The sequence below is a fragment of the Streptomyces sp. NPDC014764 genome, assembly GCF_043082785.1.
Taxonomy (GTDB): domain Bacteria; phylum Actinomycetota; class Actinomycetes; order Streptomycetales; family Streptomycetaceae; genus Streptomyces; species Streptomyces althioticus.
This window is the reverse complement of the sequence record NZ_JBIBXY010000002.1, coordinates 661,790-685,334: the sequence shown is the minus strand read 5'-3', so window position 1 is coordinate 685,334 and position 23,545 is coordinate 661,790. Positions and strand designations below refer to the sequence as shown.

Annotated in this window: 22 protein-coding genes and 1 pseudogene; 16 read left to right on the top strand and 7 right to left on the bottom strand. The window is 72.8% G+C overall.

The annotated features are described in order from the left end of the window. Positions 1–396: 396 nt before the first annotated feature. Together ACF1AG_RS08105 and ACF1AG_RS08100 are read right to left on the bottom strand one after the other, a co-directional pair. Complete coding sequence (locus tag ACF1AG_RS08105; protein WP_359599326.1) at positions 397–1,320, bottom strand: DsbA family protein; 924 nt, start codon at positions 1,318–1,320, stop codon at positions 397–399. Further along, positions 1,317–1,751, bottom strand: coding sequence for an Rrf2 family transcriptional regulator (locus tag ACF1AG_RS08100; RefSeq protein ID WP_359599325.1), 435 nt, complete (start codon positions 1,749–1,751; stop codon positions 1,317–1,319). Before ACF1AG_RS08100 ends, ACF1AG_RS08105 begins: the two co-directional genes overlap by 4 nt. A 138-nt stretch (positions 1,752–1,889) precedes the next feature. Between ACF1AG_RS08100 and ACF1AG_RS08095 the strand changes: the two genes are divergently transcribed. Continuing rightward, positions 1,890–2,384, top strand: a complete 495-nt coding sequence (locus ACF1AG_RS08095) for a cupin domain-containing protein (RefSeq protein WP_359599324.1) — start codon at positions 1,890–1,892, stop codon at positions 2,382–2,384. Positions 2,385–2,401: 17 nt separating this feature from the next. Continuing rightward, positions 2,402–3,298: pseudogene (locus ACF1AG_RS08090) on the top strand (DUF6183 family protein). Here ACF1AG_RS08090 and ACF1AG_RS08085 read toward each other — a convergent pair. Continuing rightward, positions 3,267–4,031 carry a GntR family transcriptional regulator gene (locus ACF1AG_RS08085; protein ID WP_359599323.1) on the bottom strand — a complete coding sequence of 255 codons (765 nt, stop codon included), beginning with the start codon at positions 4,029–4,031 and terminating at the stop codon, positions 3,267–3,269. The pseudogene ACF1AG_RS08090 and the gene ACF1AG_RS08085 sit on opposite strands and share 32 nt — an antisense overlap. A gap of 374 nt (positions 4,032–4,405) precedes the next feature. Here ACF1AG_RS08085 and ACF1AG_RS08080 point away from each other — a divergent pair, with 374 nt between their 5' ends. The 4 genes from ACF1AG_RS08080 (at position 4,406) to ACF1AG_RS08065 (ending at position 9,088) form a co-directional block, all read left to right on the top strand. Next, the gene (locus ACF1AG_RS08080; RefSeq protein ID WP_359599321.1) at positions 4,406–5,683 is read left to right on the top strand and encodes an extracellular solute-binding protein; all 1,278 of its coding nucleotides are present in this window, start codon (positions 4,406–4,408) and stop codon (positions 5,681–5,683) included. A gap of 88 nt (positions 5,684–5,771) precedes the next feature. Further along, positions 5,772–6,758 carry a carbohydrate ABC transporter permease gene (locus ACF1AG_RS08075; RefSeq protein WP_033274113.1) on the top strand — a complete coding sequence of 329 codons (987 nt, stop codon included), beginning with the start codon at positions 5,772–5,774 and terminating at the stop codon, positions 6,756–6,758. Further along, the gene (locus ACF1AG_RS08070) at positions 6,755–7,588 is read left to right on the top strand and encodes a carbohydrate ABC transporter permease (protein WP_359599320.1); all 834 of its coding nucleotides are present in this window, start codon (positions 6,755–6,757) and stop codon (positions 7,586–7,588) included. The genes ACF1AG_RS08075 and ACF1AG_RS08070 overlap by 4 nt, the downstream gene beginning before the upstream one ends. Before the next feature lie 9 nt (positions 7,589–7,597). Then, positions 7,598–9,088 (top strand): glycoside hydrolase family 3 protein, encoded by a 1,491-nt coding sequence (locus tag ACF1AG_RS08065; RefSeq protein WP_387795605.1) that lies wholly within the window; start codon positions 7,598–7,600, stop codon positions 9,086–9,088. Between the two features lie 107 nt (positions 9,089–9,195). On the opposite strand, the gene ACF1AG_RS08060 is transcribed toward ACF1AG_RS08065, so the two are convergent. Continuing rightward, complete coding sequence (locus ACF1AG_RS08060; protein ID WP_359607884.1) at positions 9,196–9,789, bottom strand: YdeI/OmpD-associated family protein; 594 nt, start codon at positions 9,787–9,789, stop codon at positions 9,196–9,198. Positions 9,790–9,947: 158 nt separating this feature from the next. On the opposite strand from ACF1AG_RS08060, the gene ACF1AG_RS08055 reads away from it, so the two are divergent. The 4 genes from ACF1AG_RS08055 (at position 9,948) to ACF1AG_RS08040 (ending at position 12,716) form a co-directional block, all read left to right on the top strand. Continuing rightward, positions 9,948–10,343, top strand: a complete 396-nt coding sequence (locus ACF1AG_RS08055; protein ID WP_359607882.1) for a cell division protein SepF — start codon at positions 9,948–9,950, stop codon at positions 10,341–10,343. 104 nt (positions 10,344–10,447) lie between these two features. After that, complete coding sequence (locus ACF1AG_RS08050; RefSeq protein WP_359607880.1) at positions 10,448–11,692, top strand: ATP-binding protein; 1,245 nt, start codon at positions 10,448–10,450, stop codon at positions 11,690–11,692. Then, on the top strand, positions 11,685–12,065 hold the full coding sequence (locus tag ACF1AG_RS08045) for a nucleotide pyrophosphohydrolase (protein ID WP_391809493.1): 381 nt from the start codon (positions 11,685–11,687) through the stop codon (positions 12,063–12,065). The genes ACF1AG_RS08050 and ACF1AG_RS08045 overlap by 8 nt, the downstream gene beginning before the upstream one ends. Before the next feature lie 180 nt (positions 12,066–12,245). Beyond that, positions 12,246–12,716, top strand: a complete 471-nt coding sequence (locus ACF1AG_RS08040) for a DUF6099 family protein (protein WP_359607877.1) — start codon at positions 12,246–12,248, stop codon at positions 12,714–12,716. A 36-nt stretch (positions 12,717–12,752) separates the two neighbouring features. On the opposite strand, the gene ACF1AG_RS08035 is transcribed toward ACF1AG_RS08040, so the two are convergent. Then, the gene (locus ACF1AG_RS08035; protein WP_359607875.1) at positions 12,753–12,947 is read right to left on the bottom strand and encodes a hypothetical protein; all 195 of its coding nucleotides are present in this window, start codon (positions 12,945–12,947) and stop codon (positions 12,753–12,755) included. 993 nt (positions 12,948–13,940) lie between these two features. Continuing rightward, the gene (locus ACF1AG_RS08030; protein WP_391809492.1) at positions 13,941–14,183 is read right to left on the bottom strand and encodes a hypothetical protein; all 243 of its coding nucleotides are present in this window, start codon (positions 14,181–14,183) and stop codon (positions 13,941–13,943) included. A 211-nt stretch (positions 14,184–14,394) separates the two neighbouring features. Between ACF1AG_RS08030 and ACF1AG_RS08025 the strand changes: the two genes are divergently transcribed. From ACF1AG_RS08025 to argF, 5 genes are all read left to right on the top strand, one after another. Next, positions 14,395–15,318, top strand: coding sequence for an LLM class F420-dependent oxidoreductase (locus ACF1AG_RS08025; RefSeq protein WP_391809491.1), 924 nt, complete (start codon positions 14,395–14,397; stop codon positions 15,316–15,318). 156 nt (positions 15,319–15,474) lie between these two features. Beyond that, complete coding sequence (locus tag ACF1AG_RS08020; protein WP_391809490.1) at positions 15,475–16,938, top strand: 3' terminal RNA ribose 2'-O-methyltransferase Hen1; 1,464 nt, start codon at positions 15,475–15,477, stop codon at positions 16,936–16,938. Further along, entirely contained in the window at positions 16,935–19,493 is a 2,559-nt protein-coding gene (locus tag ACF1AG_RS08015; RefSeq protein WP_391809489.1) for a polynucleotide kinase-phosphatase, read from the top strand. The genes ACF1AG_RS08020 and ACF1AG_RS08015 overlap by 4 nt, the downstream gene beginning before the upstream one ends. Before the next feature lie 112 nt (positions 19,494–19,605). Further along, the gene (locus ACF1AG_RS08010; protein WP_359606204.1) at positions 19,606–20,829 is read left to right on the top strand and encodes an arginine deiminase; all 1,224 of its coding nucleotides are present in this window, start codon (positions 19,606–19,608) and stop codon (positions 20,827–20,829) included. 86 nt (positions 20,830–20,915) lie between these two features. Continuing rightward, positions 20,916–21,923: an ornithine carbamoyltransferase gene (gene argF / locus ACF1AG_RS08005; RefSeq protein ID WP_391809488.1), complete on the top strand. Its 1,008-nt coding sequence runs from the start codon at positions 20,916–20,918 to the stop codon at positions 21,921–21,923. Positions 21,924–21,954: 31 nt separating this feature from the next. Here the strand turns inward: argF and ACF1AG_RS08000 are convergent, their stop codons facing one another. Beyond that, on the bottom strand, positions 21,955–22,398 hold the full coding sequence (locus ACF1AG_RS08000; protein ID WP_359606201.1) for an ATP-binding protein: 444 nt from the start codon (positions 22,396–22,398) through the stop codon (positions 21,955–21,957). 318 nt (positions 22,399–22,716) lie between these two features. Between ACF1AG_RS08000 and ACF1AG_RS07995 the strand changes: the two genes are divergently transcribed. After that, on the top strand, positions 22,717–23,544 hold the full coding sequence (locus tag ACF1AG_RS07995) for an enoyl-CoA hydratase family protein (protein WP_391809487.1): 828 nt from the start codon (positions 22,717–22,719) through the stop codon (positions 23,542–23,544). The last annotated feature ends 1 nt before the right edge of the window (position 23,545 follow it).

Genomic DNA, 23,545 nt, shown 5'->3' with positions numbered 1-23,545 from the left:
GGACCCGGGCAGCCCGGGACGCGGGCATGCCGAAGGCACTCGGGTGCGGGAGGCGGACGGGCCGGTCCGGGGGCAGGGGACGCCCGCGGGCCGGTGGGGCCGGACCGTGCTACGGGACAGGAAGGCGCGAGGCCTGGGAGGAGGGTGCCGGATTCCGGCCGCCGCTCAGCCGGACGGCGAGCGGCGTGCGCGGCCACGGGGACGGGCGGCGCGGGGGACCGGGACGGCGGAGAGGGTCAGCGACAGAGAGCGCTACAGGTGCGCCGCAGGTCCACGTAGCGGCACACCACGCCGGGGTGCGTCGTGAGCATGGGGCACATCCTGACCGTACGGGCGAGCGACTGTCAATGGACACCAAAAGGTGTCTCATTCGGTGGACGGGTAGTTGACTGCTGGTCAGAGGCTTGTCGACGTGCTGCGGAGGTCTCCGGGACCGGTCCCGGCCTCCTCGGGATGCAGCCACAGCGGCCCGTTGCCGGTCTCCACGCGGACCGCTCCGGCCGGCGGCCAGGGACCGTGCGTGAGCAGCTCACGTTCCGGGTCGCTGAGGCTGCGGTGAAGCACCAGTGCGCGGTCCGCGGGCAGCGTCACGGGGCCGGCCGGCAGCCCGGGACACAGCAGACGGACGGCCTCCGCGTACGCGTCGTACGGACGCCAGCCGGGCACGACCCGGTACGCGCCGCCGGGCGAGCGCAGCAGCAGCGTCGGCAGCGCGTACCGGTACGCGCCGTCCGGGGTCTCCTTGGCCGCGCCCGGATGCGGTGAACCGCCCTCCACGGACCGCACCTCGGGGACCGGCCGGCGAGCCTCGGCCCGGTCGGCGCGGACCCGCTCCCGTACGGCCGCGGAGGCCGCGTCGGCGGCCAGCCGCTGCTCGTCGAGGCCGGGCACGCCCCGCGCCGCGGCCAGCGCGAGTTCCGGTGTGTCGGCGGGCTCGCCCCGCACGAACACGGTCTCGCGCAGCCGCCGCAGCACGCGGTCGGCGACCGTGGCGCCCTGCAGTTCGGCCGCGGCGGCCACCAGGGAGGACGGCCACGAGGACGCGGCGACCCGGCTGAGACGCGGGGCGCGCGGGGCGCGGGTGTGGGCGGAGATGTCCTCGACGTACCGCGCGTACCAGGCGGTCTCCGCCGCCGGGTCGGGCGCGGGGTCGTCGTCCTCGTCGAACAGCACGCAGTACACGCGCCGCCAGTGGACGCGGCCGTCCAGGGTGGTGCGCAGCAGGCGCAGGACGGGCTCGGCCCCCCAGGACCACGGGCACAACGGGTCGGTGTACTCGACGACTTCGAGCACCGGGGGGTGCTGCGGCGCGGACGTCACGCGGCGCCCTGGTGGGCCGGCCGTTCCCGTGCGCCGTCGGTCAGCAGCGCCGCGACGGTGGTCCCGCCGAGCAGCGCGGCGATGCCGGCCTCGATGTGCCGGTACACGCCGGGCAGGGCGGTGGCGACGCCGGGGTAGTCCAGTTCGTCCGGCACGGAGCCGCGCAGGGTGATCAGCTCACCGTCGACGGCGCGGGACACGTCGAGCAGGGTGATCTCGTCGGCGGGTCTGCCGAGCCAGTAACCGCCCTCGCAGCCGCGCTGGCTGCGCACGAGTCCGGCCCTGCGCAGATCGCCGACCACCGACTTCAGGAAACGGAACGGGATGCCCTGGGAGGTGGCGATGGCCTCGCAGGTGAGCGGGCGGGAGGGTTCGCAGGCCAGCTCGAGAAGCGCCCGTGCGGCGTAGTCCGCCTTCGCGGAGATATGCATGCGGCCATCATGCCCGAACGGCCCCGCGGACGAAGGTCCGTTCGCACGCCCGTGACAACATTGCGGGAACATTGCCGCAGGTGAACGGTAATGGACACCTGTTGACATCCTTTTCGGCGCGGCTCTAGCGTCGCCGCCATGAGCGAGCCGCTGACCACCCCCGGCGAGGGCTTCCACCCGCACCTCCACGACACCACCGCCCCCGCGACGGGGCCCCTGCGCAACCGCCTGCACCACGTCCGCGCGGGCGGCCTCGACGGTGACACCGCGCAGACGGGCGGCATGCGCCGCTTCGCCGCGATCAGCGGAAAGACGGTGGGCTCGGAGAAGCTGTGGATGGGCCAGACCCACGTCGCCCCCGCCACCTCCTCCTCCGACCACCACCACGGCGAGTCCGAGACCGCGATCCACGTGGTGAGCGGCCACCCGGAGTTCGTCTTCCTGGACGGCGAGGAAGAGGTACGCCTGCGCACCTCCCCCGGCGACTACATCTTCGTCCCGCCCTACGTCCCGCACCGCGAGGAGAACCCCGACCCGTCGGAGGAAGCGGTGGTGGTGATCGCCCGCAGCACGCAGGAGGCGATCGTGGTCAACCTCCCCAAGCTGTACGCGCTTCCGGTGGAGGACTCTTGACGGTCGCTGTCGGCGATGTGCCGCCGCCTCCCGAGGCGCGTGCGGTGGCCGCGAGGCTGGCGAAGACGCAGCCGGCGCCGGAACTGGAGTCCCTCTTCGTCGAGTTGCCCGACGATCCGCGTGCCCCGGGTGTCGAGACACGGGCCTGTCTGCTCGGGGAGCTCGCGTTGCTCGGCGCCGGGGCGGGGCGGCCTCGTGTGGACGCCTATGCCGAGAGGCTGCGCGCGCTCGGGCATCCGCCGGCCTGGCTGCCCGGGAGCCGGCTCGGCATCGAGCACCGGTTCTTGGTGCGGGTCCGGGGCCGCGGGTCGGTCAAGACCCTGCGGCAGCTTCGGGCACGGTTTCCGGAGGCGCCGTCGAGTGAGGTCGGTGCGGACGCCGGGCGGCTGGCCGTCGAGGTGCCCGACGGTGCGCGGGCACGGGCGCCCGCGCGGCCCTTCGTCGCCGGTGGGTGGGCGCGTACTCCGGAGGTGTGATTCTTCGCGCTGCCTGCGCCGCTCCACCCCGGTGACTTCGGGATGGCCTTTCTCCAGCAGCTCCGCCTCGGCTGTCTCGAGGGCGACGGGACCGCGGTCGCCTGTGTCACCACGCCCGACGACGTGCTCGACGAGCTGTTCTCCGCCGCCTATCACGGCGGCGTCGGCGGGCACGGACAAGGCGGGGCGTATGCGCGGCTCCACGCCTGGGAGAGTCTGTACGCCCTCATGGGGCTACCCGCCGACGTGCCGTTCCTCGACGCCGTGCGGACCGCCCCCGATCACCGATGGGTGCGCTTCCTCGCTTCCACCCCGTGGTTCCACCACGACACCGCCGACCTGGGCCTCGCCGTACTCGACCCTTCGCGTACCCGTGTCGCGGTGCTCGCGGCCACCGACACCGATGTCACGGCGCCGGACGGGTCAGCACGGCCGTGAACTTGTAGCGGGAGCCCCGGTACACCGACCTCACCCACTCCACCGGCGTCCCGTTCCCGTCGCGTGAGTGGCGGGACAGCAGCAGCATCGGCAGCCCCACGTCCGTGCCCAGGAGGCCTGCCTCGCGGGGGGTCGCCGGGGAGGTCTCGATGGTTTCGTCGGCCTCCGCCGGCCGGACCCCGTACACCTCGGCGAGCGTGGTGTAGAGGGACGTGTAGCGGGTGAGGTTGCGGCGCAGGCCTGGGAAGCGGCGGGCGGAGAGGTGGGTCGCCTCGATCGCCATCGGTTCGCCGCCCGCCAGCCGCAGCCGCTCGATGCGCAGCACCTTGTCCTCCGGCTCGACCTCCAGCAGCGCCGCCAGCTCCTCGTCGGCGGCGACGTAGCCGATGTCCAGCACCCGGGAGGCGGGGTTGAGGCCCTGCGCCCTCATGTCCTCCGTGTAGGAGGTGAGTTGAAGCGTCCGGTACACCTTCGGACGGGCCACGAACGTGCCCTTGCCCTGGATGCGGTCCAGCCGCCCCTCGCTCACCAGCTCCAGCAGCGCCTTGCGCACCGTCGTACGGGACGTGCCGAACTCGACGGCGAGCAGCCGCTCGGCCGGCATCGGGGAGCCCGGGGCACGCTCGTCCGTCATCTGCAGCAGGCGCTGCTTGATGCGGTAGTACTTCGGCACGCGGTCCCGGCGGCCCGGGGCCCCCGTGCCGGGCTGGGCGCTGCTGACGTCCGTGCTCATGTCCTGCCTTCCGGCTGCGGTGTCCGGCGCGCGGACGGCAGGGGCCGGCCGCGGTGCACGTCGGCGGACCGCCAGGGGATCGGCGCCGCACGCTCGGCGATCCCGTTATAACGGCGTGCTCTCGCTTTGGTCTAGTCCAACCCTGCATCCCGTCCCTCTTTGGGTGGACATCTCCATCCCGTACGCGGACCGTTGCCGTTACCCAGCCGTGAGTTGGGCAACCCTTGACATGACCATAGGTCTAGGCCAAGCTCCCCCTTGCTGGTCTAAACCATTTAGCGGAAGCCGGGTCCCAGCCCGCCGAGCTGTTGCGCCGTTGTCAGGGTCACCGCGAGGGCGTGGGTGTGCAAGGCATTCCTGAGGAGGGGTGGCGCGTGAAGCGCAAGCTGATAGCCGCGATCGGGGTCGCGGGCATGTTGTTCTCGGTCGCTGCGTGCGGCGGCGACGACGGCGGTGACGGCAAGAAGGCCGGCGCGGACGGTTACGCCGGGCAGACGCTCACCGTCTGGGTCATGGACGGCTCCTCACCGGACCAGTGGCAGAAGGACCTCGCCGCCGAGTTCGAGAAGAAGACCAAGGCGAAGGTCAAGTTCGAGGTCCAGCAGTGGAACGGCATCCAGCAGAAGCTGACCACCGCCCTGTCCGAGGAGAACCCCCCGGACGTCTTCGAGATCGGCAACACCCAGACCCCCGCCTACGCCAAGACCGGCGGCCTCGCCGACCTCGCGGACCTCAAGGAGGAGATCGGCGCCGACTGGACCGAGTCCCTCAACGAGTCCTCCGTCTTCGATGGCAAGCAGTACGCCGCCCCCTGGTACTTCGCCAACCGCGTCGTCCTCTACAACAAGAAGGTCTGGGCCGACGCCGGCCTCAAGGACACGCCCAAGACCCGCGACGAGTTCTACGCCGCGCTCAAGACCATCGGTGAGAAGACCGACGCCGAGCCGATCTACCTCCCCGGCCAGAACTGGTACCACTTCGTCGGCCTGGTCATCGGCGAGGGCGCCGAACTCGTCAAGAAGGACGGCGACAAGTACGTCTCCAACCTCGACGACCCGAAGGTCGCCGCGGCCACCGAGACCTACAAGAAGTTCCAGGCCCTGTCCAAGGCCCCCAAGGACAAGGACGAGGCCACCCCGCAGCAGGGCGAGGTCTTCGCCAAGGGCAACGTCGGCGCCTTCATCGGCATGGGCTGGGAGGCCGGCATCGCGATCGAGGCCAACCCGGCCATCGAGAAGGAGATCGGCTACTTCACCATCCCGGGTGCCACGGCCGACAAGCCCGAGGGCGTCTTCCTCGGCGGCTCCAACCTCGCCGTCGCCGCGGGCAGCCAGAAGCAGGAGCTCGCCAAGGAGTTCCTGAAGCTCGCCCTCTCCGACAAGTTCGAGGGCCAGCTCGCCAAGGAGAACGGCGTCATCCCCAACAAGGAGTCGCTGCAGGGCAACCTCAAGGGCAACGCGCCCGCCGAGGCCGCCGCGCCCGCCGCCGCCGTCGGCGGCACCACCCCGCTGATCCCCGAGTGGGCCGCCGTCGAGAACGACCCCAACCCGATCAAGACGTACCTGACCGCCGTTCTGAACGGCAAGTCCCCGGCCGCCGCCGCGAAGCAGGTCGAGGGCGAGTTCAACAAGCGCCTGGCGCAGCAGCAGTAACAGCGCACGCGCTCCGACCGGAGCGGGGACCGGCCGACGGGACGGTCCCCGCCCCCCGTTGAGCACGCCGAGAAGAGAGATCGCGAGCATGACCGTGCAGACCGAACGGCCGCCCTCCGGACCGGCGGACGTCCGCAAGTCGGACGACCCCGCGCCCGCCGGGCCCCGACCCAGAGCCGCGTCGCGGGCCGGCGCGCTCGCCCCGTACCTCCTGCTGCTGCCCGCCTGCGCGGCCACCGTGCTGCTGCTGGGCTGGCCGCTGCTGAAGGACCTGCTGCTGTCGTTCCAGAACCTCAACATGGCGCAGCTGATCCAGCACGTCACCGAGTGGAACGGCATCGACAACTACAAGGAGGTCCTCACCGGGGAGGACTTCTGGCGGGTCACCCTCCGCTCCATCCTGTTCACGGCCGTCAACGTCGTCCTCACCATGTTGCTGGGCGCCCTCGTCGGTCTGCTGCTCGCCCGCCTCGGCAAGCGGATGCGGTTCACCCTGATGATCGGCCTGGTGCTGGCCTGGGCGATGCCCGTGGTCGCCGCCACCACCGTCTACCAGTGGCTGTTCGCGCAGCGCTTCGGCGTCGTCAACTGGGTCCTCGACAAGCTCGGCTGGCACTCCATGGCCGACTACAGCTGGACCAGCAGCCAGATGTCGACGTTCTTCGTCGTCACCCTGCTCATCGTCTGGATGTCCGTGCCGTTCGTCGCGATCAACCTCTACGCGGCGACCACCACCATCCCCGGCGAGCTGTACGAGGCGGCCGCGCTCGACGGCGCCGGCGCCTGGCGCAGCTTCACCACCGTCACCCTGCCGTTCCTGCGGCCGTTCCTCTACGCCACGACGTTCCTGGAGATCATCTGGATCTTCAAGGCGTTCGTCCAGGTCTTCACCTTCAACGGCGGCGGCCCCGACCGGCTCACCGAGATCCTGCCCGTCTACGCCTACATCGAGGGCGTCGGCAACCAGCACTACGGCATGGGCGCGGCGATCGCGGTGCTGACCATCCTGATCATGCTCGGCCTGACCGCGTACTACCTCAGGATCGTGCTCAAGCAAGAGGAGGACGAGCTGTGAAGCGCTCGCTCTTCGGCCGTGTCTGGCCCAACGCCACCGCCCTCGTCGTCTTCGCCGCCTGCATCTTCCCCGTGTACTGGATGTTCGCCACGGCGCTGAAGCCGACCGGCGACATCATCGCGGAGAACCCGGTCTGGTTCCCCACGGACATCACGTTCGAGCACTTCGGCACCGCGACGGACGCCGAGCACTTCTGGACGTTCGTCCGAAACTCGCTCACCGTCACCTGCCTGGCCGTCCTCTTCTCCCTGGTCATCGCGCTGGCCGGCTCCTTCGCCCTGGCCCGCATGCGGTTCAGGGGACGGCGTGGCTTCGTCATCGGGTTCATGCTGGCCCAGATGGCGCCCTGGGAGGTCATGGTCATCGCGATCTACATGATCGTGCGCGACGCCTCCATGCTGAACAGCCTGGTGCCGCTGACGGCCTTCTACATGATGATGATCCTGCCCTTCACCATCCTGACGCTGCGCGGCTTCGTCGCCGCCGTGCCGAAGGAGCTGGAGGAGTCCGCGATGGTCGACGGCTGCACCCGCGTCCAGGCGTTCCGCCGGGTCATCCTGCCGCTGCTCGCGCCCGGCCTGATGTCCACCTCCATGTTCGGCTTCATCACCGCCTGGAACGAGTTCCCCCTCGTCCTGGTGCTCAGCAAGGAGTCCGGCGGCGCGCAGACCCTGCCGCTGTGGCTGTCCAGCTTCCAGACCCAGTTCGGCGACGACTGGGGCGCCACCATGGCCGCCTCCTCCCTGTTCGCCGTGCCGATCCTGATCCTCTTCGTCTTCCTGCAGCGCCGGGCCGTCAGCGGCCTCACCGCAGGCGCCGTGAAGGGATAACGCCACCCGATGACGACATTCACCACCGGCGCCGACACCCTCACCCGGGACGCGCTCGCCGTGCTGCAGCCGGGGTTCACCGGCACCACCGCACCCGACTGGGTGCGGCGCAGACTGGCCGAGGGCCTGGTCTCCGTCGCCCTGTTCGGCCGCAACGTCGCCGACCCCGAGCAGGTCACCGCCCTCACCTCGCAGCTGCGCGCCGAACGGGACGACCTCCTGGTGGCCATCGACGAGGAGGCCGGCGACGTCACCCGCCTCGAGGTCCGCACCGGCTCCTCGTTCCCCGGCAACCACGCCCTCGGCGCCGTCGACGACCCCGCCCTGACCCGGCGGGTGGCCCGCGAACTGGGCCGCCGGCTCGCCGCCTGCGGCGTCAACCTCAACTGGGCGCCCTCGGCCGACGTCAACGCCAACCCCGACAACCCGGTGATCGGCGTACGCTCCTTCGGCCACGACCCCGCCCTCGTCGCCCGGCACACCGCCGCCTACGTCGAGGGCCTGCAGTCCAACGGCGTCGCCGCCTGCACCAAGCACTTCCCCGGCCACGGCGACACCAGCGTCGACTCGCACCACGCGCTGCCACAGATCGAGCTGGACGCCACCACGCTGCACGAGCGGGAACTGCGCCCGTTCCGCGCCGCCATCGAGGCCGGCACCCGCGCCGTCATGACCGCCCACATCCGGGTGCCCGTGCTCGACCCCGACCGCCCCGCCACCCTCTCCCCGCGCATCCTCACCGGCCTGTTGCGCGACGAGCTCGGCTACGACGGCCTCATCGTCACCGACGGCATGGAGATGGGCGCCGTCGCCGGCACCTACGGCCTCGAACACGGGGTCGTGCTGGCCATCGCGGCCGGCGCCGACGCGATCTGCGTGGGCGGCGGACTCGCCGACGAGGACACGGTGCTGCGGCTCCAGGACGCCCTCGTCACCGCCGTGCGCTCGGGCGAACTGCCCGAGGAGCGGCTCGCCGACGCCGCCGCCCGGGTCAGGTCGCTGGCCGCGTGGACGACGGGCATGCGGCGCTCGCCGTCCGCCGCGGACGACCCCGCGCCGGAGATCGGCCTGACCGCCGCCCGCCGCGCGGTCACCGTCACCCGCGCGGCCGGTCCCGCGCCGGTCACGGACCCCGTGTACGTCGCCACGTTCAGCCCCGCCCCGAACATCGCCGTCGGCGACGAGACGCCGTGGGGCGTCGGCACGGAGCTGGAACGGCTCCTCCCGGGCACCGCCACCGGCCACTTCACGGGCCCCGACGCCGGCCCGGAGGCGCTGCGCGCGGCCGGCGGGCGCCGGGTCGTCGCGGTCGTCCGCGACGAACACCGCCACCCGTGGATGGGGGAGGCCCTGGACACGCTGCTCGCGGCGGGCCCGGACACGGTGGTCGTGGAAATGGGCATCCCCCAGTCCACGCCCCGCGGCGCGGTGCACATCGCCACGCACGGCGCGGCGAGGGTGTGCGGCGTGGCCGCGGCGGAGGCGGTCCTGGCGGGCTGACCGAACGCCGGAGGGGGCTGGAAATCAGCCCCTCCGGCGTTCGGAGCGGGGTCCGGGACGGAGCCCCGGGGTCGGGAAGGGGAGGGGCGGAGGGGGCGCCCCCCGGGTCACGGGTACAGCTTCTCGCCCTTCGCCAGCATCGCCACGAACTTCTCGATCCGCGCCGCCCGCGTCCCCGCCCGCTTCGCCTCCTCGATCCGGTGCAGAATCGCATACCGGTTCCGGCTGTCCAGAGAGTCGAAGAACTCCCGCGCCTCCGCAGGCGCGGCGTCCAGCGCCGCCCGCAGATCGTCCGGCACGGTGGCCGTCCGCTGACTCGCGTACGCGGCCTCCCACCGTCCGTCGGCCTTCGCCCTCTCCACCTCCCGCAGTCCGGCCGGCCGCATACGTCCCCGCTCGATCAGTTCGATCGCCTTCTGCCGGTTGACCGCGGACCACCGGCTCCGCGCACGGCGCGGGGTGAACCGCTGCACCCAGTGCGTCTCGTCCAGGCTCCTCTTGTGCCCGTCGATCCAGCCGAAGCACAGCGCGGACTCCAGCGCGGTGGCGTAGTCGACGCCCTTCAGTCCGGACCCCTTGCGAGGGATCCTCAGCCACAGGCCTTCGGTGTCCCCCTGATGCTCCTCCAGCCACGCCTCGAAGTCCTCCTGGGTCTCGAAACCCAGCACCGGTCCTGTCGTCCCACCCGTCCCACCTGCCATGCGCCCATGCAAGCGGGGTTCGGCGGCCGGGTCAACGGCCGTCCGACGCCGGGGTGTTGCGGGAGGAACGATGGCGGAGCGTGTCGTTATTGGGCCGAACGGGTGACCATGGGTAAGAATTGGCCGATGCAGACAGCCAGCGCGACAGGGGACGGAGCATGCCGGTGAGCAGCCACGATGTCACCGACGAACAGTGGGAGGGGCTCGCCCAGGTCGTGCCGCTGCGGGGCCGCGACGCATGGCCGTCCTCGGTCGGCCACCGCACCGTGCCCGAGGCCCCCACGGAGGCTCGGCGCCGCTTCGTCGTCCTCCGGGTGAACGTCTTCGCGGACGCCCGCGAGGTCGCCGAGACCCTCATGTCCGGCATACCGGTCCTCCTCGATCTGACGGGCGCGGAACCGGACGTCGCCAAGCGCGTCCTCGACTTCAGCACGGGCGTCGTCTTCGGCCTCGCCAGCGGAATGCACCGCGTGGACCGCAACGTCTTCCTGCTGACACCGGAGGGCATGGAGGTCACCGGACTGATGGAAGGCGTGGGGGCGCCCGGCGCGTGACGGTCCACGCGCCCCGCGCGCACGGATCGGCGCGCCGTCCGTTCGTAGGAACGGCCTCCTGAGGGAACGGTTCGGCGGCGGCGGAAGCGTTTAGCGTCCGGCGCATGACCCCGCCGCCCCCGCCCCAGCCGGTCGCGACGCCGCCCCCGCCCCAGCCGGTCGCGACGACGCCCCCGCCGCCCGCCGCGCCCCCCACGCCCGCCCGAGTCGATACCGGGCGGGCCCGGCGCCCCACGCTGCCGCGGGTCACCGAGCTGCTGCTGTCCGCCTTCGCCGGGCACCGCGGCACCACGTTCCGCCTGGGCGACCTGACCCTGCTCGCCGGCCCCAGCGGCACGGGCAAGACCACCGCGCTGCGCGCGTACGAGGCGCTCGCCCGGCTCGGCGGCGGGGCCGGACTGGACGAGGTGTTTCCGGACCCGTCGGCCTGCGTCCCGGAGCGGGCCCGGCCCGACGCCCAGCGCCGCCGCGGCTTCCGCATCGGCTGCACCGCCGATGGCCCCGAAGGCCCGGTCCGCCTGGAGGTAGCCGTCCAGGCGGAACCCGAACTGCGCATCGTGGGGGAGAGGTTGTCCGCCGGCGGCACGGTTCTGCTGGAGACCGCGCTGCGCGACCCGAGCCGGCGCTCCGTGCAGGCGGCCTGGCACACGGCGGGCGCCACCGCCGTCACCCGCGCGCCCCTTCCCGACGACCGTCTCGGCACCGCGCTGCTGCCGCTGCGTGTGGCCGGCACGACCGAGGGACAGCTCCGGGTGCTGGCCGCGGCCGAGCAGATGCTGGTGGCCCTTCGCTCCGTCTTCCCCTGCGACCCCCGCCCCGAGCGGATGCGGGACCCCGTCCCGGCGGGCACCGGACGGCTGCTCCCGGGCTGCGAGAACCTCGCCGACGTGCTGTGGCGCACCCGCTCCGAGTGCACCCGCCGCCACGCCCTGCTCGTGGACGCGGTGCGTGTCGGCTGTGCCGGACCCGTGGCCGACCTGCTCGCCGAGCCGTGTGCCGGAGGCCGCCTGGTGCGCGCCGTGCTGGACCGCGGCAACGGCGTCCGCACCGTGCTGAGGCGGCTCGGAGACGGCGAACTGCGCTACACCGCCCTCGCGCTGGTGCTGCTCACCGGGCCCGGTGTGCTGGAGGCTGACGTGCCCGGCGAGGTCCCCGCCGCCCTGCAGTGCCTCACCGTCCTCGCCGACGGCCTGGACCGGGCGCAGGATCCGGCCCAGCGCGCCGCACTGCTGGCGCTCGCGGCGCGGATGTGCGAGAGGGGACACATCCGCCTGGTCGGCGCGGTGAGCGACGCGACCTGGGCCGCCGGGGTGCCCGGGGCGACCGTGGTACACCTGAGGCGTGACTGATCCGCACGACGACGCGTCCCGGCCCGCCGGCCTGCCCGCGCTCCAGCGCCGCCTCGCCGACTTCGCCGCCGCGCGGAACTGGCAGTCGTTCCACACGCCCAAGAACCTGGTCGCCGCGCTCGGCGTGGAGGCCGCCGAACTTCAGGAAATCTTCCAGTGGCTGACACCTGAGGAGTCCGCCCGCGTGATGGACGACCCGGACACCGCGCACCGCGTCACCGACGAGGTGGCCGACGTGCTCGCCTACCTCCTGCAGTTCTGCGAGGTCCTCGGCGTCGACCCGCTGGCCGCCCTGACCGAGAAGATCGACCGGAACGAGTACAGGTTCCCCGTACCGGACCCGGAGCGGTCCGGCACTCAGCGCCACGCCTAGGAGCCACCCCTTCCGCTCTCACGCTCCGTGGTCGAACATTCGACCCCACGCCGATGGCTGTCCACAGATTTCGGACTTCCTCTGGCTTCTTGTCTCACAGAGCTTCACTCTGGGTAGTGAACAAGGGAGTTCAACGGATGCGGACGCGTGGGCAGCGCGTCGGACAGACGGGGGCAGCGCATGGACGCTGTGCGGCTCATCGTGACGAGCAGGAGGGCCCTGGCCGCCGGTGGCGGGGTTCCGGACCTGCTGACCGAGGTGTGGCAGGCGCAGGCCCTGGCCCAGGCGATAGGGAGCCGGCTGGCCCTCGTGGGCCCGCCCCGTCTACGTGACGAGGCAACGGGATTGGCCGATCTTGCCGACCGTGGCATCGGCGTCCTCGACCGCCCGCCGCCCGGTTCCGGTGAGCCGCGCGCGGCCCGGCTCACCGAGCTGGGCGACACCCGCGCGTGCCTGATGCACCTGGGCGGCCTGCTCGGCGATGTCGGCATCGCGCTCGTCGGCATCGCCTGCGCCGCCGCCGACGAGGCGACGTACTGGAGCTGTGTCGAGGCCATCGACGCGGCGGACGAGGCCCGGGACCGCGTCCGCGACATGCTCCGGAAACTGGCCGACCGGGAGGCGGTGTTACCCCGGCGGGAGGCAGGCTGACCGCCGGCCCGGGCGACGCCGCCTCCCGCGCACCGGTCAGAGCACCTGCTGAAGCCAGTCGAACACGACCTCGCAGTGCAGCTGCGGCGCCATCGGGGAGCAGTGGAGCTGGGCGCCCTCGGCCGCGGTGAGCTTCAGGTAGTCCTTGGGCCCGCGCATCGCCTCGTACATCTGCCGGGGCTGGCCCGGGTAGAACTGCTCGTCGTCGTAGTCCAGGACGAGTGTCGGCACGGAGATGCGCGGGACGACGTCGGTGATGTCCAGCGACGCGATCAGGCGGGCCGGCGTCCAGAAATCGGTGAGAGGGTCATGGCCCCGGGGGTCGGGGTGCCGTCGGGGGCGGTCGGCCGCGCCGTGCCGCCTCCTCCGGGCGCGCGGGCGGGTCTCACGCCCTCCGGAGCGGCGCAGCCGGCCAGGACCGCCGCCCCGGCCCCGCCTATCAGGCCGGTCAGCGCGGCGCGGCGACTGGGCGTGGACGCGCGGTCGGTCGAAGCGTTCGTCATGTCTGCGAACGTAGGCGGGGCGGGGAGCGCCCTCCACCGGCCGGACCGCCGGTTGCTCCGATCGGCGGATCGACGGCACGAGGCCCGCCTCGAACGCCCGGCCGGCCGGGCGCGGGCCAGTCTCGGACGCTCCGGCGGTCGCCCGGGTCCTCAGTTGTTGGACGTCCGGACCTCGGCCGCGCGCCGCGGTCTTGGGCGGCCACCGAGTCCGCCTCAGTCGCCCGCCGCGTGGGCCCTCTCGGACGCTCCGGCGGTCGCCCGGGTCCTCAGTGGTGGACGTCTGGACCTCGGCCGCGCGCCGCGTTCTTGGGCGGCCACCGAGTCCGCCTCAGCCGCCTGCCGCGTGGGCCCTCTCGGACGCTCCGGCGGTCGCCCGGGTCCTCAGTGGTGGACGTCTGGACCTCGGCCGCGCGCCGCGTTCTTGGGCGGCCACCGAGTCCGCCTCAGCCGCCTGCCGCGCGGGCCAGTCTCGGACGCTCCGGCGGTCGCCCGGGTCCTTGGCAGCGGTCGCCCGGTGCACCTGGGCGGCGCAGCGCTCTCGGACGCCGGGCCGCGCAGTCCTCGCCTCGGGCGCGCGGATGCACCGGGCCTTTTCGAGCGCCCGGCCGACCGGGCGGGGGCCCGTCCCGGGCTCCCGCCGCGAAGGGGCTCCTCGGGCGCCCAGGGGCGTAGGGCGTTGTCAGGCGCCCGGCCGGCCGGGCGCCGAGGCGCGTAGCCCCGCTCAGACTCCCGGGCGGCTCCCCGAGCCCTCCGCCGCGGACGCCCGGACCTCCCCCGCGCACCCCCCGCCAGGGGTCCCCGGCGCCCCACCCCTCCCGCCGGCCCCCTGAAGCTCCGCGTCCAGCGCGGACAGGTCCGCGTTCAGCGCCGCCATCAGCAGGTCCATCTGCGCGAGCAGACCCCCCTGCGGCCCTCCGGCCGCCGCCCCGCCCCGCTGCGGCACACTGTTCTGCTCCTCCGACATGACGGCCCCCTCGGCCCATGGCCCCGCCCGGGGGCCGACACGGTGACACCCCGGCGTCACAGGGCCGGCGCGGGCGCCGGACGCTCCGGCTCCGAACGAGCCAACGATCTTCCCCACCCCCGGTCACGACCGGCCGTACCACCGGCGTGCGACGAGGCACGCCGACGGCCCTCGCGCGCCCCCGCCCCGGGGAACGTGCAGGATAAGAGGCATGGATCTTCGCATCTTCACCGAGCCCCAGCAGGGGGCCACCTACGACACCTTGCTCACCGTCGCCAAGGCCACGGAAGACCTCGGCTTCGACGCCTTCTTCCGCTCCGACCACTACCTGAGCATGGGCTCCGGGGACGGCCTGCCCGGTCCCACCGACGCCTGGATCACCCTCGCCGGACTCGCCCGCGAGACCAAGCGGATCCGTCTCGGCACGCTGATGACGGCCGGCACCTTCCGCCTGCCCGGCGTGCTCGCCATCCAGGTCGCGCAGGTCGACCAGATGTCCGGCGGACGCGTCGAACTCGGCCTGGGCGCAGGCTGGTTCGAGGAGGAGCACAAGGCGTACGGCATCCCCTTCCCCAAGGAGAAGTTCGCCCGCCTCGAGGAGCAGCTGGAGATCGTCACCGGCCTGTGGGCCACCGAGGTCGGCAAGACCTACGACTTCCACGGCACCTACTACGACCTCACCAAGTCGCCCGCGCTGCCCAAGCCGGCCCAGCCCAAGGTGCCCGTGCTGATCGGCGGCCACGGCGCCAGGCGGACCCCGCGCCTCGCGGCCCGGTACGCGGACGAGTTCAACATCCCGTTCGCGTCGGTCGAGGACTCCGCGACCCAGTTCCAGCGGGTCCGCGACGCCGCCCGTGAGGCCGGCCGCGACCCCGGCGACCTCGTCTACTCCAACGCCCTCGTCGTCTGCGTCGGCCGCGACGACCAGGAGGTGGCGCGCCGCGCCGCCGCGATCGGCCGCGAGGCCGACGAGCTGAAGGAGAACGGTCTGGCGGGCTCCCCGGCCGAGGTGGTCGACAAGATCGGCCGCTACGCCGAGGCCGGCTCCCAGCGCGTCTACCTCCAGGTGCTCGACCTGTCCGACCTGGACCACCTGGAGCTGATCTCCTCCCAGGTCCAGTCCCAGCTGTCCTGACCCGGGCACCGGGCGGGGCCGTCCCACCGGGGCGGCCCCGCCCGGTGCGCGTGCGGAAAATGCGCGGCCCCCCGCGACGCCTTCCCTGTACGTTGGGCCGACACCGGAATCCCGGTGTGTACCCCCAGCTCAGAAGGTGTCTCGAGGTGTGATTCCGTGTTCCTGACGATCAGTACCACCGGCTCCGCGCAGCGCCCGGCGACCGACCTCGGCCATCTGCTGCACAAGCATCCCGAGAAGGCGCAGGCGTTCTCCACGTCGTACGGCACGGCGCACGTCCTCTACCCCGAGGCGGACGCCGAACGCTGCACGGCGGCGCTGCTGCTGGAGGTGGACGCGGTGGCACTGGTCCGGCGGGGCAAGGGCAAGGGACGTGGCGGCGCTCCCGACGCCGCCCTCGCCCAGTACGTCAACGACCGCCCGTACGCGGCCTCTTCACTGCTCGCCGTCGCCCTCGGCTCGGTTTTCTCCAGCGCCATGCGCGGCGTGTGCACGGCCCGCCCGGAGCTGCCGGGCACCCCGCGGCCGTTGCGCATCGAGGTGCCCGCTCTGCCCGCGCGCGGCGGCGCCGACCTGGTGCGCCGCCTCTTCGAGCCGCTCGGCTGGACGGTCACCGCCGAACCGGTTCCACTGGACACCGAGTTCCCGCAGTGGGGTGACTCCCGCTACATACGTCTGACCCTCAGGGCCGCCGACCTCACCCTCGCCGAGGCGCTGCGCCACCTCTACGTGCTGCTCCCCGTCCTGGACGACGCCAAGCACTACTGGGTCTCCCCGGACGAGGTCGACAAGCTGCTGCGCTTCGGCGACGGCTGGCTGGCCGGCCACCCGGAGCGGGAGCTGATCACCCGCCGTTACCTCTCCCACCGCTGGTCGCTGACCCGGCAGGCGAAGGAGCGGCTGGAGCTGGTGCGGCTGGCCGAGGCGGACGACAGCGAGGTCGAGGACCTCGACAACGCCGTGGAACCGGAGGCCGAGGACGAGGAGAAGCCGACGCCGCTCGCCGTGCAGCGCCGCGAGGCGATCCTCGGGGTGCTGCGCGCGTCCGGCGCCGCCCGGGTGCTCGACCTGGGCTGCGGGCAGGGCCAGTTGGTGCAGGCGCTGCTGAAGGACCCGGCGTTCACCGAGATCGTCGGCGTGGACGTGTCGATGCGGGCGCTCACCATCGCCTCCCGCCGCCTGAAGCTGGACCGCATGGGCGAGCGGCAGTCCTCCCGCGTCACCCTCCTCCAGGGCTCCCTCGCCTACACGGACAAGCGCCTCAAGGGCTACGACGCGGCCGTGCTCAGCGAGGTGATCGAGCACCTCGACCTGCCGCGGCTGCCCGCCCTGGAGTACGCGGTGTTCGGCGCCGCCCGCCCCCGCACGGTGTGCGTCACCACCCCGAACGTCGAGTACAACGTGCGCTGGGAGAGCCTGCCGGCCGGGCACGTCCGGCACGGCGACCACCGCTTCGAGTGGACCCGCGAGGAGTTCCGCGACTGGGCCCGCACCGTCGCCGAACGGCACGGCTACGCCGTGGAGTTCCTGCCCGTCGGGCCGGACGACCCCGAGGTCGGACCGCCCACCCAGATGGCCGTGTTCCGGCTCGACACCCCGAAGGAGGCGAAGGCCGCATGACCACCACCGGCACCACCGCCGCCGCACGCGGCCGTACCCTGCCGGTCACCGACCTGTCCCTGGTCGTGCTGATCGGAGCCTCCGGCTCGGGCAAGTCCACGTTCGCGCGCCGGCACTTCAGGCCGACGGAGGTCATCTCCTCCGACTTCTGCCGGGGTCTGGTCGCCGACGACGAGAACGACCAGAGCGCGTCCCGTGACGCCTTCGACGTGCTCCACTACATCGCGGGCAAGCGCCTCGCGGCCGGCCGCCGCACCGTCGTCGACGCCACCAGCGTGCAGCAGGACGCGCGGCGTCAGCTGATCGACCTGGCCAGGCAGCACGACGTGCTGCCCATCGCCATCGTGCTCGACGTGCCCGAGGAGGTGTGCGCCGAGCGCAACGCGGCCCGCACCGACCGCGCCGACATGCCCCGCCGGGTCATCCGCCGCCACACCCGCGAACTCCGGCGCAGCCTGCGCCACCTGGAGCGCGAGGGGTTCCGCAAGGTGCACGTGCTGCGCGGCGTGGAGGAGGTCGAGCACGCCACCGTCGTCACGGAGAAGCGGTTCAACGACCTCACCCACCTCACCGGCCCGTTCGACGTCGTCGGCGACATCCACGGCTGCTCCTCCGAACTGGAGGCGCTGCTCGGCAAGCTGGGCTACGTCGACGGCGTCCACCCGGAGGGCCGCACCGCCGTGTTCGTCGGCGACCTCGTCGACCGCGGCCCCGACAGCCCCGGCGTGCTGCGGCGCGTGATGGCGATGGTCAAGTCGGGCAACGCCCTGTGCGTGCCCGGCAACCACGAGAACAAGTTCGGCCGCCACCTCAAGGGCCGCAGGGTCCAGCTCACCCACGGACTCGCCGAGACCGTCGCGCAGATGGAGGGCGAGAGCGAGGAGTTCCGCGCCGAGGTGCGGGAGTTCGTCGAGGGACTGGTCAGCCACTACGTCCTCGACGGCGGCACGCTCGTGGTGTGCCACGCCGGCCTGCCCGAGAAGTACCACGGCCGCACCTCGGGCCGGGTCCGCAGCCACGCCCTCTACGGCGACACCACCGGCGAGACGGACGAGTTCGGGCTGCCCGTGCGCTACCCGTGGGCGGAGGACTACCGCGGCCGGGCCGCCGTCGTCTACGGGCACACGCCCGTCCCCGAGGCGACCTGGCTCAACAACACCATCTGCCTGGACACCGGCGCGGTGTTCGGCGGCAAGCTCACCGCGCTGCGCTGGCCGGAGCGCGAACTCGTCGACGTACCGGCCGAGCAGGTCTGGTACGAGCCGGTGCGGCCGCTGCGCACCGAGGCGCCCGGCGGGCACGAGGGGCGCCCGCTGGACCTGGCGGACGTGCACGGCCGGCGGGTCGTGGAGACCCGGCACATGGGCCGGGTGGCCGTACGGGAGGAGAACGCCGCCGCCGCGCTGGAGGTGATGAGCCGGTTCGCGCTCGACCCGCGGCTGCTGCCGTACCTGCCGCCGACCATGGCGCCCACCGCCACCTCGCAGCTCGACGGCTACCTGGAGCACCCGGCGGAGGCGTTCGCGCGGTACGAGCAGGACGGCGTGGCCCGGGTGGTGTGCGAGGAGAAGCACATGGGCTCGCGCGCGGTCGCCCTGGTGTGCCGTGACGCGGAGACGGCGGCCCGCCGGTTCGGCGTGGCCGGGGGCGGGACGGGCTCGCTGTACACCCGTACCGGCCGGCCGTTCTTCGACGACGCGGACGTCACCGAGGAGATCCTCGGCCGGCTGCGCACGGCGGCCGGCGAGGCCGGGCTGTGGGACGAGCTGGAGACGGACTGGCTGCTGCTGGACGCCGAGCTGATGCCGTGGTCGCTGAAGGCGTCCGGGCTGCTGCGCACCCAGTACGCGGCGGTCGGCGCCGCGGCCGGCGCGGTCTTCCCCTCCGCCCTCGCGGCCCTGGAGGGCGCCGCAACCCGCGGGGTCGACGTCGGTGAGCTGCTGACCCGCCAGCGCGAGCGCGCCGGTGCGGCGGCCGGGTTCACCGACGCCTACCGCCGCTACTGCTGGACCACCGACGGGCTGGAGGGCGTGCGTCTCGCGCCGTTCCAGATCCTCGCCGTCCAGGGCCGCAGCCTGGCCGGGCTGCCGCACGACGGGCAGCTCGCCCTGATCGACCGCATGGTCGAGCACGACGCCACGGGCCTGCTGCAGACCACCCGCCGGCTCTACGTCGACCCCGCAGACCCCGAGTCGGTGCGGGCGGGCGTCGACTGGTGGCTGGAGATGACCGGACGCGGCGGCGAGGGCATGGTCGTCAAGCCGGTCGACGCCCTGGCCCGCGACGGCGCCGGACGGCTGGTGCAGCCCGGCATCAAGTGCCGCGGCCGGGAGTACCTGCGGATCATCTACGGTCCCGAGTACACCCGCCCGGAGAACCTGGCCCGGCTGCGGTCCCGCTTCCTCGGCCACAAGCAGTCGCTCGCCCTGCGCGAGCACGCCCTCGGCCTGGAGGCCCTGGACCGGCTCGCCGACGGGGAGCCGCTGTGGCGCGTCCACGAGCCGGTGTTCGCGGTGCTCGCCCTGGAGTCCGAGCCGGTGGACCCGCGCCTGTGAGGCGGGCGGGGCGGAGGGCCGTCGCCCTCCGCCCCGCCGCCGTTCCGCGTGTGGCGGACGGGATTCGGCAGGGGCAGGGGTGAACCCGGGTCCGGGCGGTCAGGATGGAGGCATGACCTACCACGTCGACTCCGAGGCCGGGCGGCTGCGCCGCGTCATCCTGCACCGGCCCGATCTCGAGCTCAAAAGGCTCACCCCGAGCAACAAGGACGCGCTGCTGTTCGACGACGTGCTCTGGGTGCGCCGGGCGCGCGCGGAGCACGACGGCTTCGCGGACGTGCTGCGCGACCGGGGCGTCACCGTCCACCTCTTCGGCGACCTGCTCACCGAGACGCTGGAGCTGCCAGGTGCGCGCGCGCTCGTGCTCGACCGGGTCTTCGACGAGAAGGAGTACGGCCCGCTGGCCACCGACCACCTGCGCGCCGCGTTCGAGACGCTGCCGGCGCCGGAGCTGGCCGAGGCGCTGATCGGCGGCATGACCAAGCGGGAGTTCCTCGACTCCCACCCCGAGCCGGTCTCCGTGCGCTTCCACGCGATGGAGCTGGACGACTTCCTGCTCCGCCCGCTGCCCAACCACCTCTTCACCCGCGACACCTCCGCCTGGATCTACGACGGCGTCGCCATCAACGCGATGCGGTGGCCGGCCCGGCAGCGCGAGACCGTGCACTTCGAGGCGATCTACCGGCACCACCCGATGTTCCGCGAGGAGTCCTTCCACCTCTGGTCCGAGGGGCAGGCCGACTACCCGTCCACCATCGAGGGCGGGGACGTGCTGGTGATCGGCAACGGCGCGGTGCTGATCGGGATGAGCGAGCGCACCACCCCGCAGGCCGTGGAGATGCTCGCGCACAAGCTGTTCGCGGCCGGCTCGGCCCGCACCATCGTCGCCCTCGACATGCCGAAGCGACGCGCCCTGATGCATCTCGACACCGTGATGACCATGGTCGACGGCGACACCTTCACCCAGTACGCGGGCCTCGGCATGCTCCGCTCGTACACCATCGAGCCGGGCGCCGACGACAAGGAGCTGAAGGTCACGGACCATCCGCCGGAGCACATGCACCGGGCGATCGCCGCCGCGCTCGGCCTGAGCGAGATCCGGGTGCTGACCGCCACCCAGGACGTGCACGCGGCCGAGCGGGAGCAGTGGGACGACGGCTGCAACGTCCTGGCCGTCGAACCGGGCGTGGTCGTCGCCTACGAGCGCAACGCCACCACCAACACGCACCTGCGGAAACAGGGCATCGAGGTGATAGAGATCCCCGGCAGCGAGCTGGGCCGGGGCCGGGGCGGGCCGCGCTGCATGAGCTGCCCGGTCGAACGGGACGCCGTGTAGGCACGGGCGGGGACAGGCTCTGTATAGAATTGCAGGTCATCGTATAGACTTCCATGGTTCGTGTCCCCCAGTCCTGGAGCGCCCCCATGGCGACAGTCCCGACCCCCCTCGCCGGCCGCCACTTCCTCAAGGAGGCCGACTTCACCGCGGAGGAGTTCCGCGGCCTGCTGGAGCTGGCCGCGGAGCTGAAGGCCGCCAAGCGGGCCGGGGCCGAGACGCCGTACCTGCGCGGGAAGAACATCGCGCTGATCTTCGAGAAGACCTCGACGCGCACCCGCTGCGCCTTCGAGGTCGCCGCCGCCGACCAGGGCGCCTCCACGACGTACCTCGACCCCTCCGGCTCACAGATGGGCCACAAGGAGTCCGTGAAGGACACCGCCCGCGTGCTGGGCCGTATGTACGACGGGATCGAGTACCGGGGCGACAGCCAGGCCAAGGTCGAGGAGCTGGCCGCGTACGCGGGCGTACCCATCTTCAACGGGCTCACCGACGACTGGCACCCCACCCAGATGCTCGCCGACGTGCTCACCATGACCGAGCACAGCGACAAGCCGCTCCCGGAGATCGCCTTCGCCTACCTCGGTGACGCCCGCTTCAACATGGGCAACTCCTACCTGGTCACCGCGGCCCTGCTCGGCATGGACGTGCGGATCGTCGCACCGAAGACGTACTGGCCGGCGCAGGAGGTCGTCGACCGCGCCCGCGAGCTCGCCGCGGCGAGCGGGGCCCGCATCACCCTCACCGAGGAGATCGCCGAAGGCGTCGCGGGCGCCGACTTCGTCGCCACCGACGTCTGGGTGTCCATGGGGGAGCCCAAGGAGGTCTGGGGCGAGCGGATCGCCGCCCTCGCGCCCTACGCGGTGACCATGGACGTCCTGCGCGCCACCGGCAACCCGGACGTCGGCTTCCTGCACTGCCTGCCGGCCTTCCACGACCTGGGCACCGCGGTCGGCCGTGACGTGTACGAGGCGCACGGCCTGGAGTCGCTGGAGGTCACCGACGAGGTGTTCGAGTCGGCGCACTCGCTGGTCTTCGACGAGGCCGAGAACCGCATGCACACCATCAAGGCGGTCCTGGTCGCCACCCTCGGCTGAGCCGCCGGCACCGGTCCGGCGGCCCCGGAGCTCACACCGGGCGCCGCTGGCCCGGCAGCCGGAACCACACCGCCTTGCCGGACTCGGTGGGTCGGTGCCCGCACGACGAGCTGAGCGAGCGGATCAGCAGCAGCCCGCGGCCGTGCTCCTGCCACGGGTCGGGCAGGTCGGGGTCGGGCCGGGTGAGGTCACGGGGCGGCTCCGGGTCGCCGTCGTGCACCTCCACCTGGAAACCGGTCGGCAGCAGCCGTACGACCAGCTCTATCGGGGCGGGGCCCGAGGTGTGCTCCACGGCGTTCGCCACCAGCTCCGCCGTCAGCAGCTCCGCCGTGTCGCAGTCGGCGGAGTGCTCCCGCTCGGCGAGCGCCGTGCGCACCAGGGCACGCGCGACGGGCACGGCCGCGGTCGTGTGCGGCAGCGCGACGCGCCAGGAGGTGGGAAGGGCGGGAGGTTCGTACACAGTGGTTCCGTTCATGGAGCGGGCGCTCCCGTGTTCGAGTGCCCATGGTACGGCGCGCCTCGACCGGTACCGCTCCCGGGACGGGGGAGCGGCCGGAGCCCTGACGGGGTGCGCCGCCCGGGGCGCTGCGCCCCGGCATCCGCGGCCTACCCGCCCGGCGGCCCCGCCTCGCACGCCCGCCCGCACCGTTACCCGGGCGTCGATGTTCCGTGACGCGTGTGACCGTGCCCGAACGGCTTATCGCGCACTCGTGACGACAGTCACCAAGCAGTGATAGCTTCGAGTGGCAGACCTCACTGAGCCGCGCAGTGCCCGCCCGAGGAGGCCGCCCTCATGAGTCCTTTCACCGGCTCCGCCGCCCGCACCGCGCGCTGGGAGCATCTGCGCGTCGAGGTCGCCGACGGCGTCGCCCACGTCACCCTCACCCGCCCCGACAAGCTGAACGCCCTCACCTTCGGCGCCTACGCCGACCTGCGCGACCTCCTCGCCGAGCTGTCCCGGGAGCGGGCCGTCCGGGCCCTGGTGCTGGGCGGCGAGGGGCGGGGCTTCTGCTCCGGCGGAGACGTCGACGAGATCATCGGCGCCACCCTCTCCATGGACACCGCGCAGCTCCTCGACTTCAACCGCATGACCGGCCAGGTCGTCCGTGCGGTGCGGGAGTGCCCCTTCCCCGTCGTCGCCGCGGTCCACGGGGTGGCCGCGGGCGCCGGCGCGGTCCTCGCGCTGGCCGCGGACTTCCGCGTCGCCGACCCCACCGCCCGCTTCGCCTTCCTCTTCACCCGGGTCGGCCTCTCCGGCGGTGACATGGGCGCCGCCTACCTGCTTCCCCGGGTCGTCGGCCTGGGCCACGCCACCCGCCTCCTGATGCTGGGCGAGCCGGTGCACGCCCCGGAGGCCGAGCGGATCGGCCTGATCAGCGCGCTCGCCGACGAGGGCGGCGCGGACACGGCGGCCCGCGAACTGGCCCGCCGCCTCGCCGACGGCCCCGCCCTCGCCCACGCCCAGACGAAGGCCCTGCTGACGTCGGAACTCGACATGCCGCTGGCCCCCTCGATCGAACTGGACGCCTCCACCCAGGCCCTCCTGATGACCGGCGAGGACTACGCCGAGTTCCACGCGGCCTTCACGGAGAAGCGAGCCCCGAAATGGCGGGGGAGGTGAA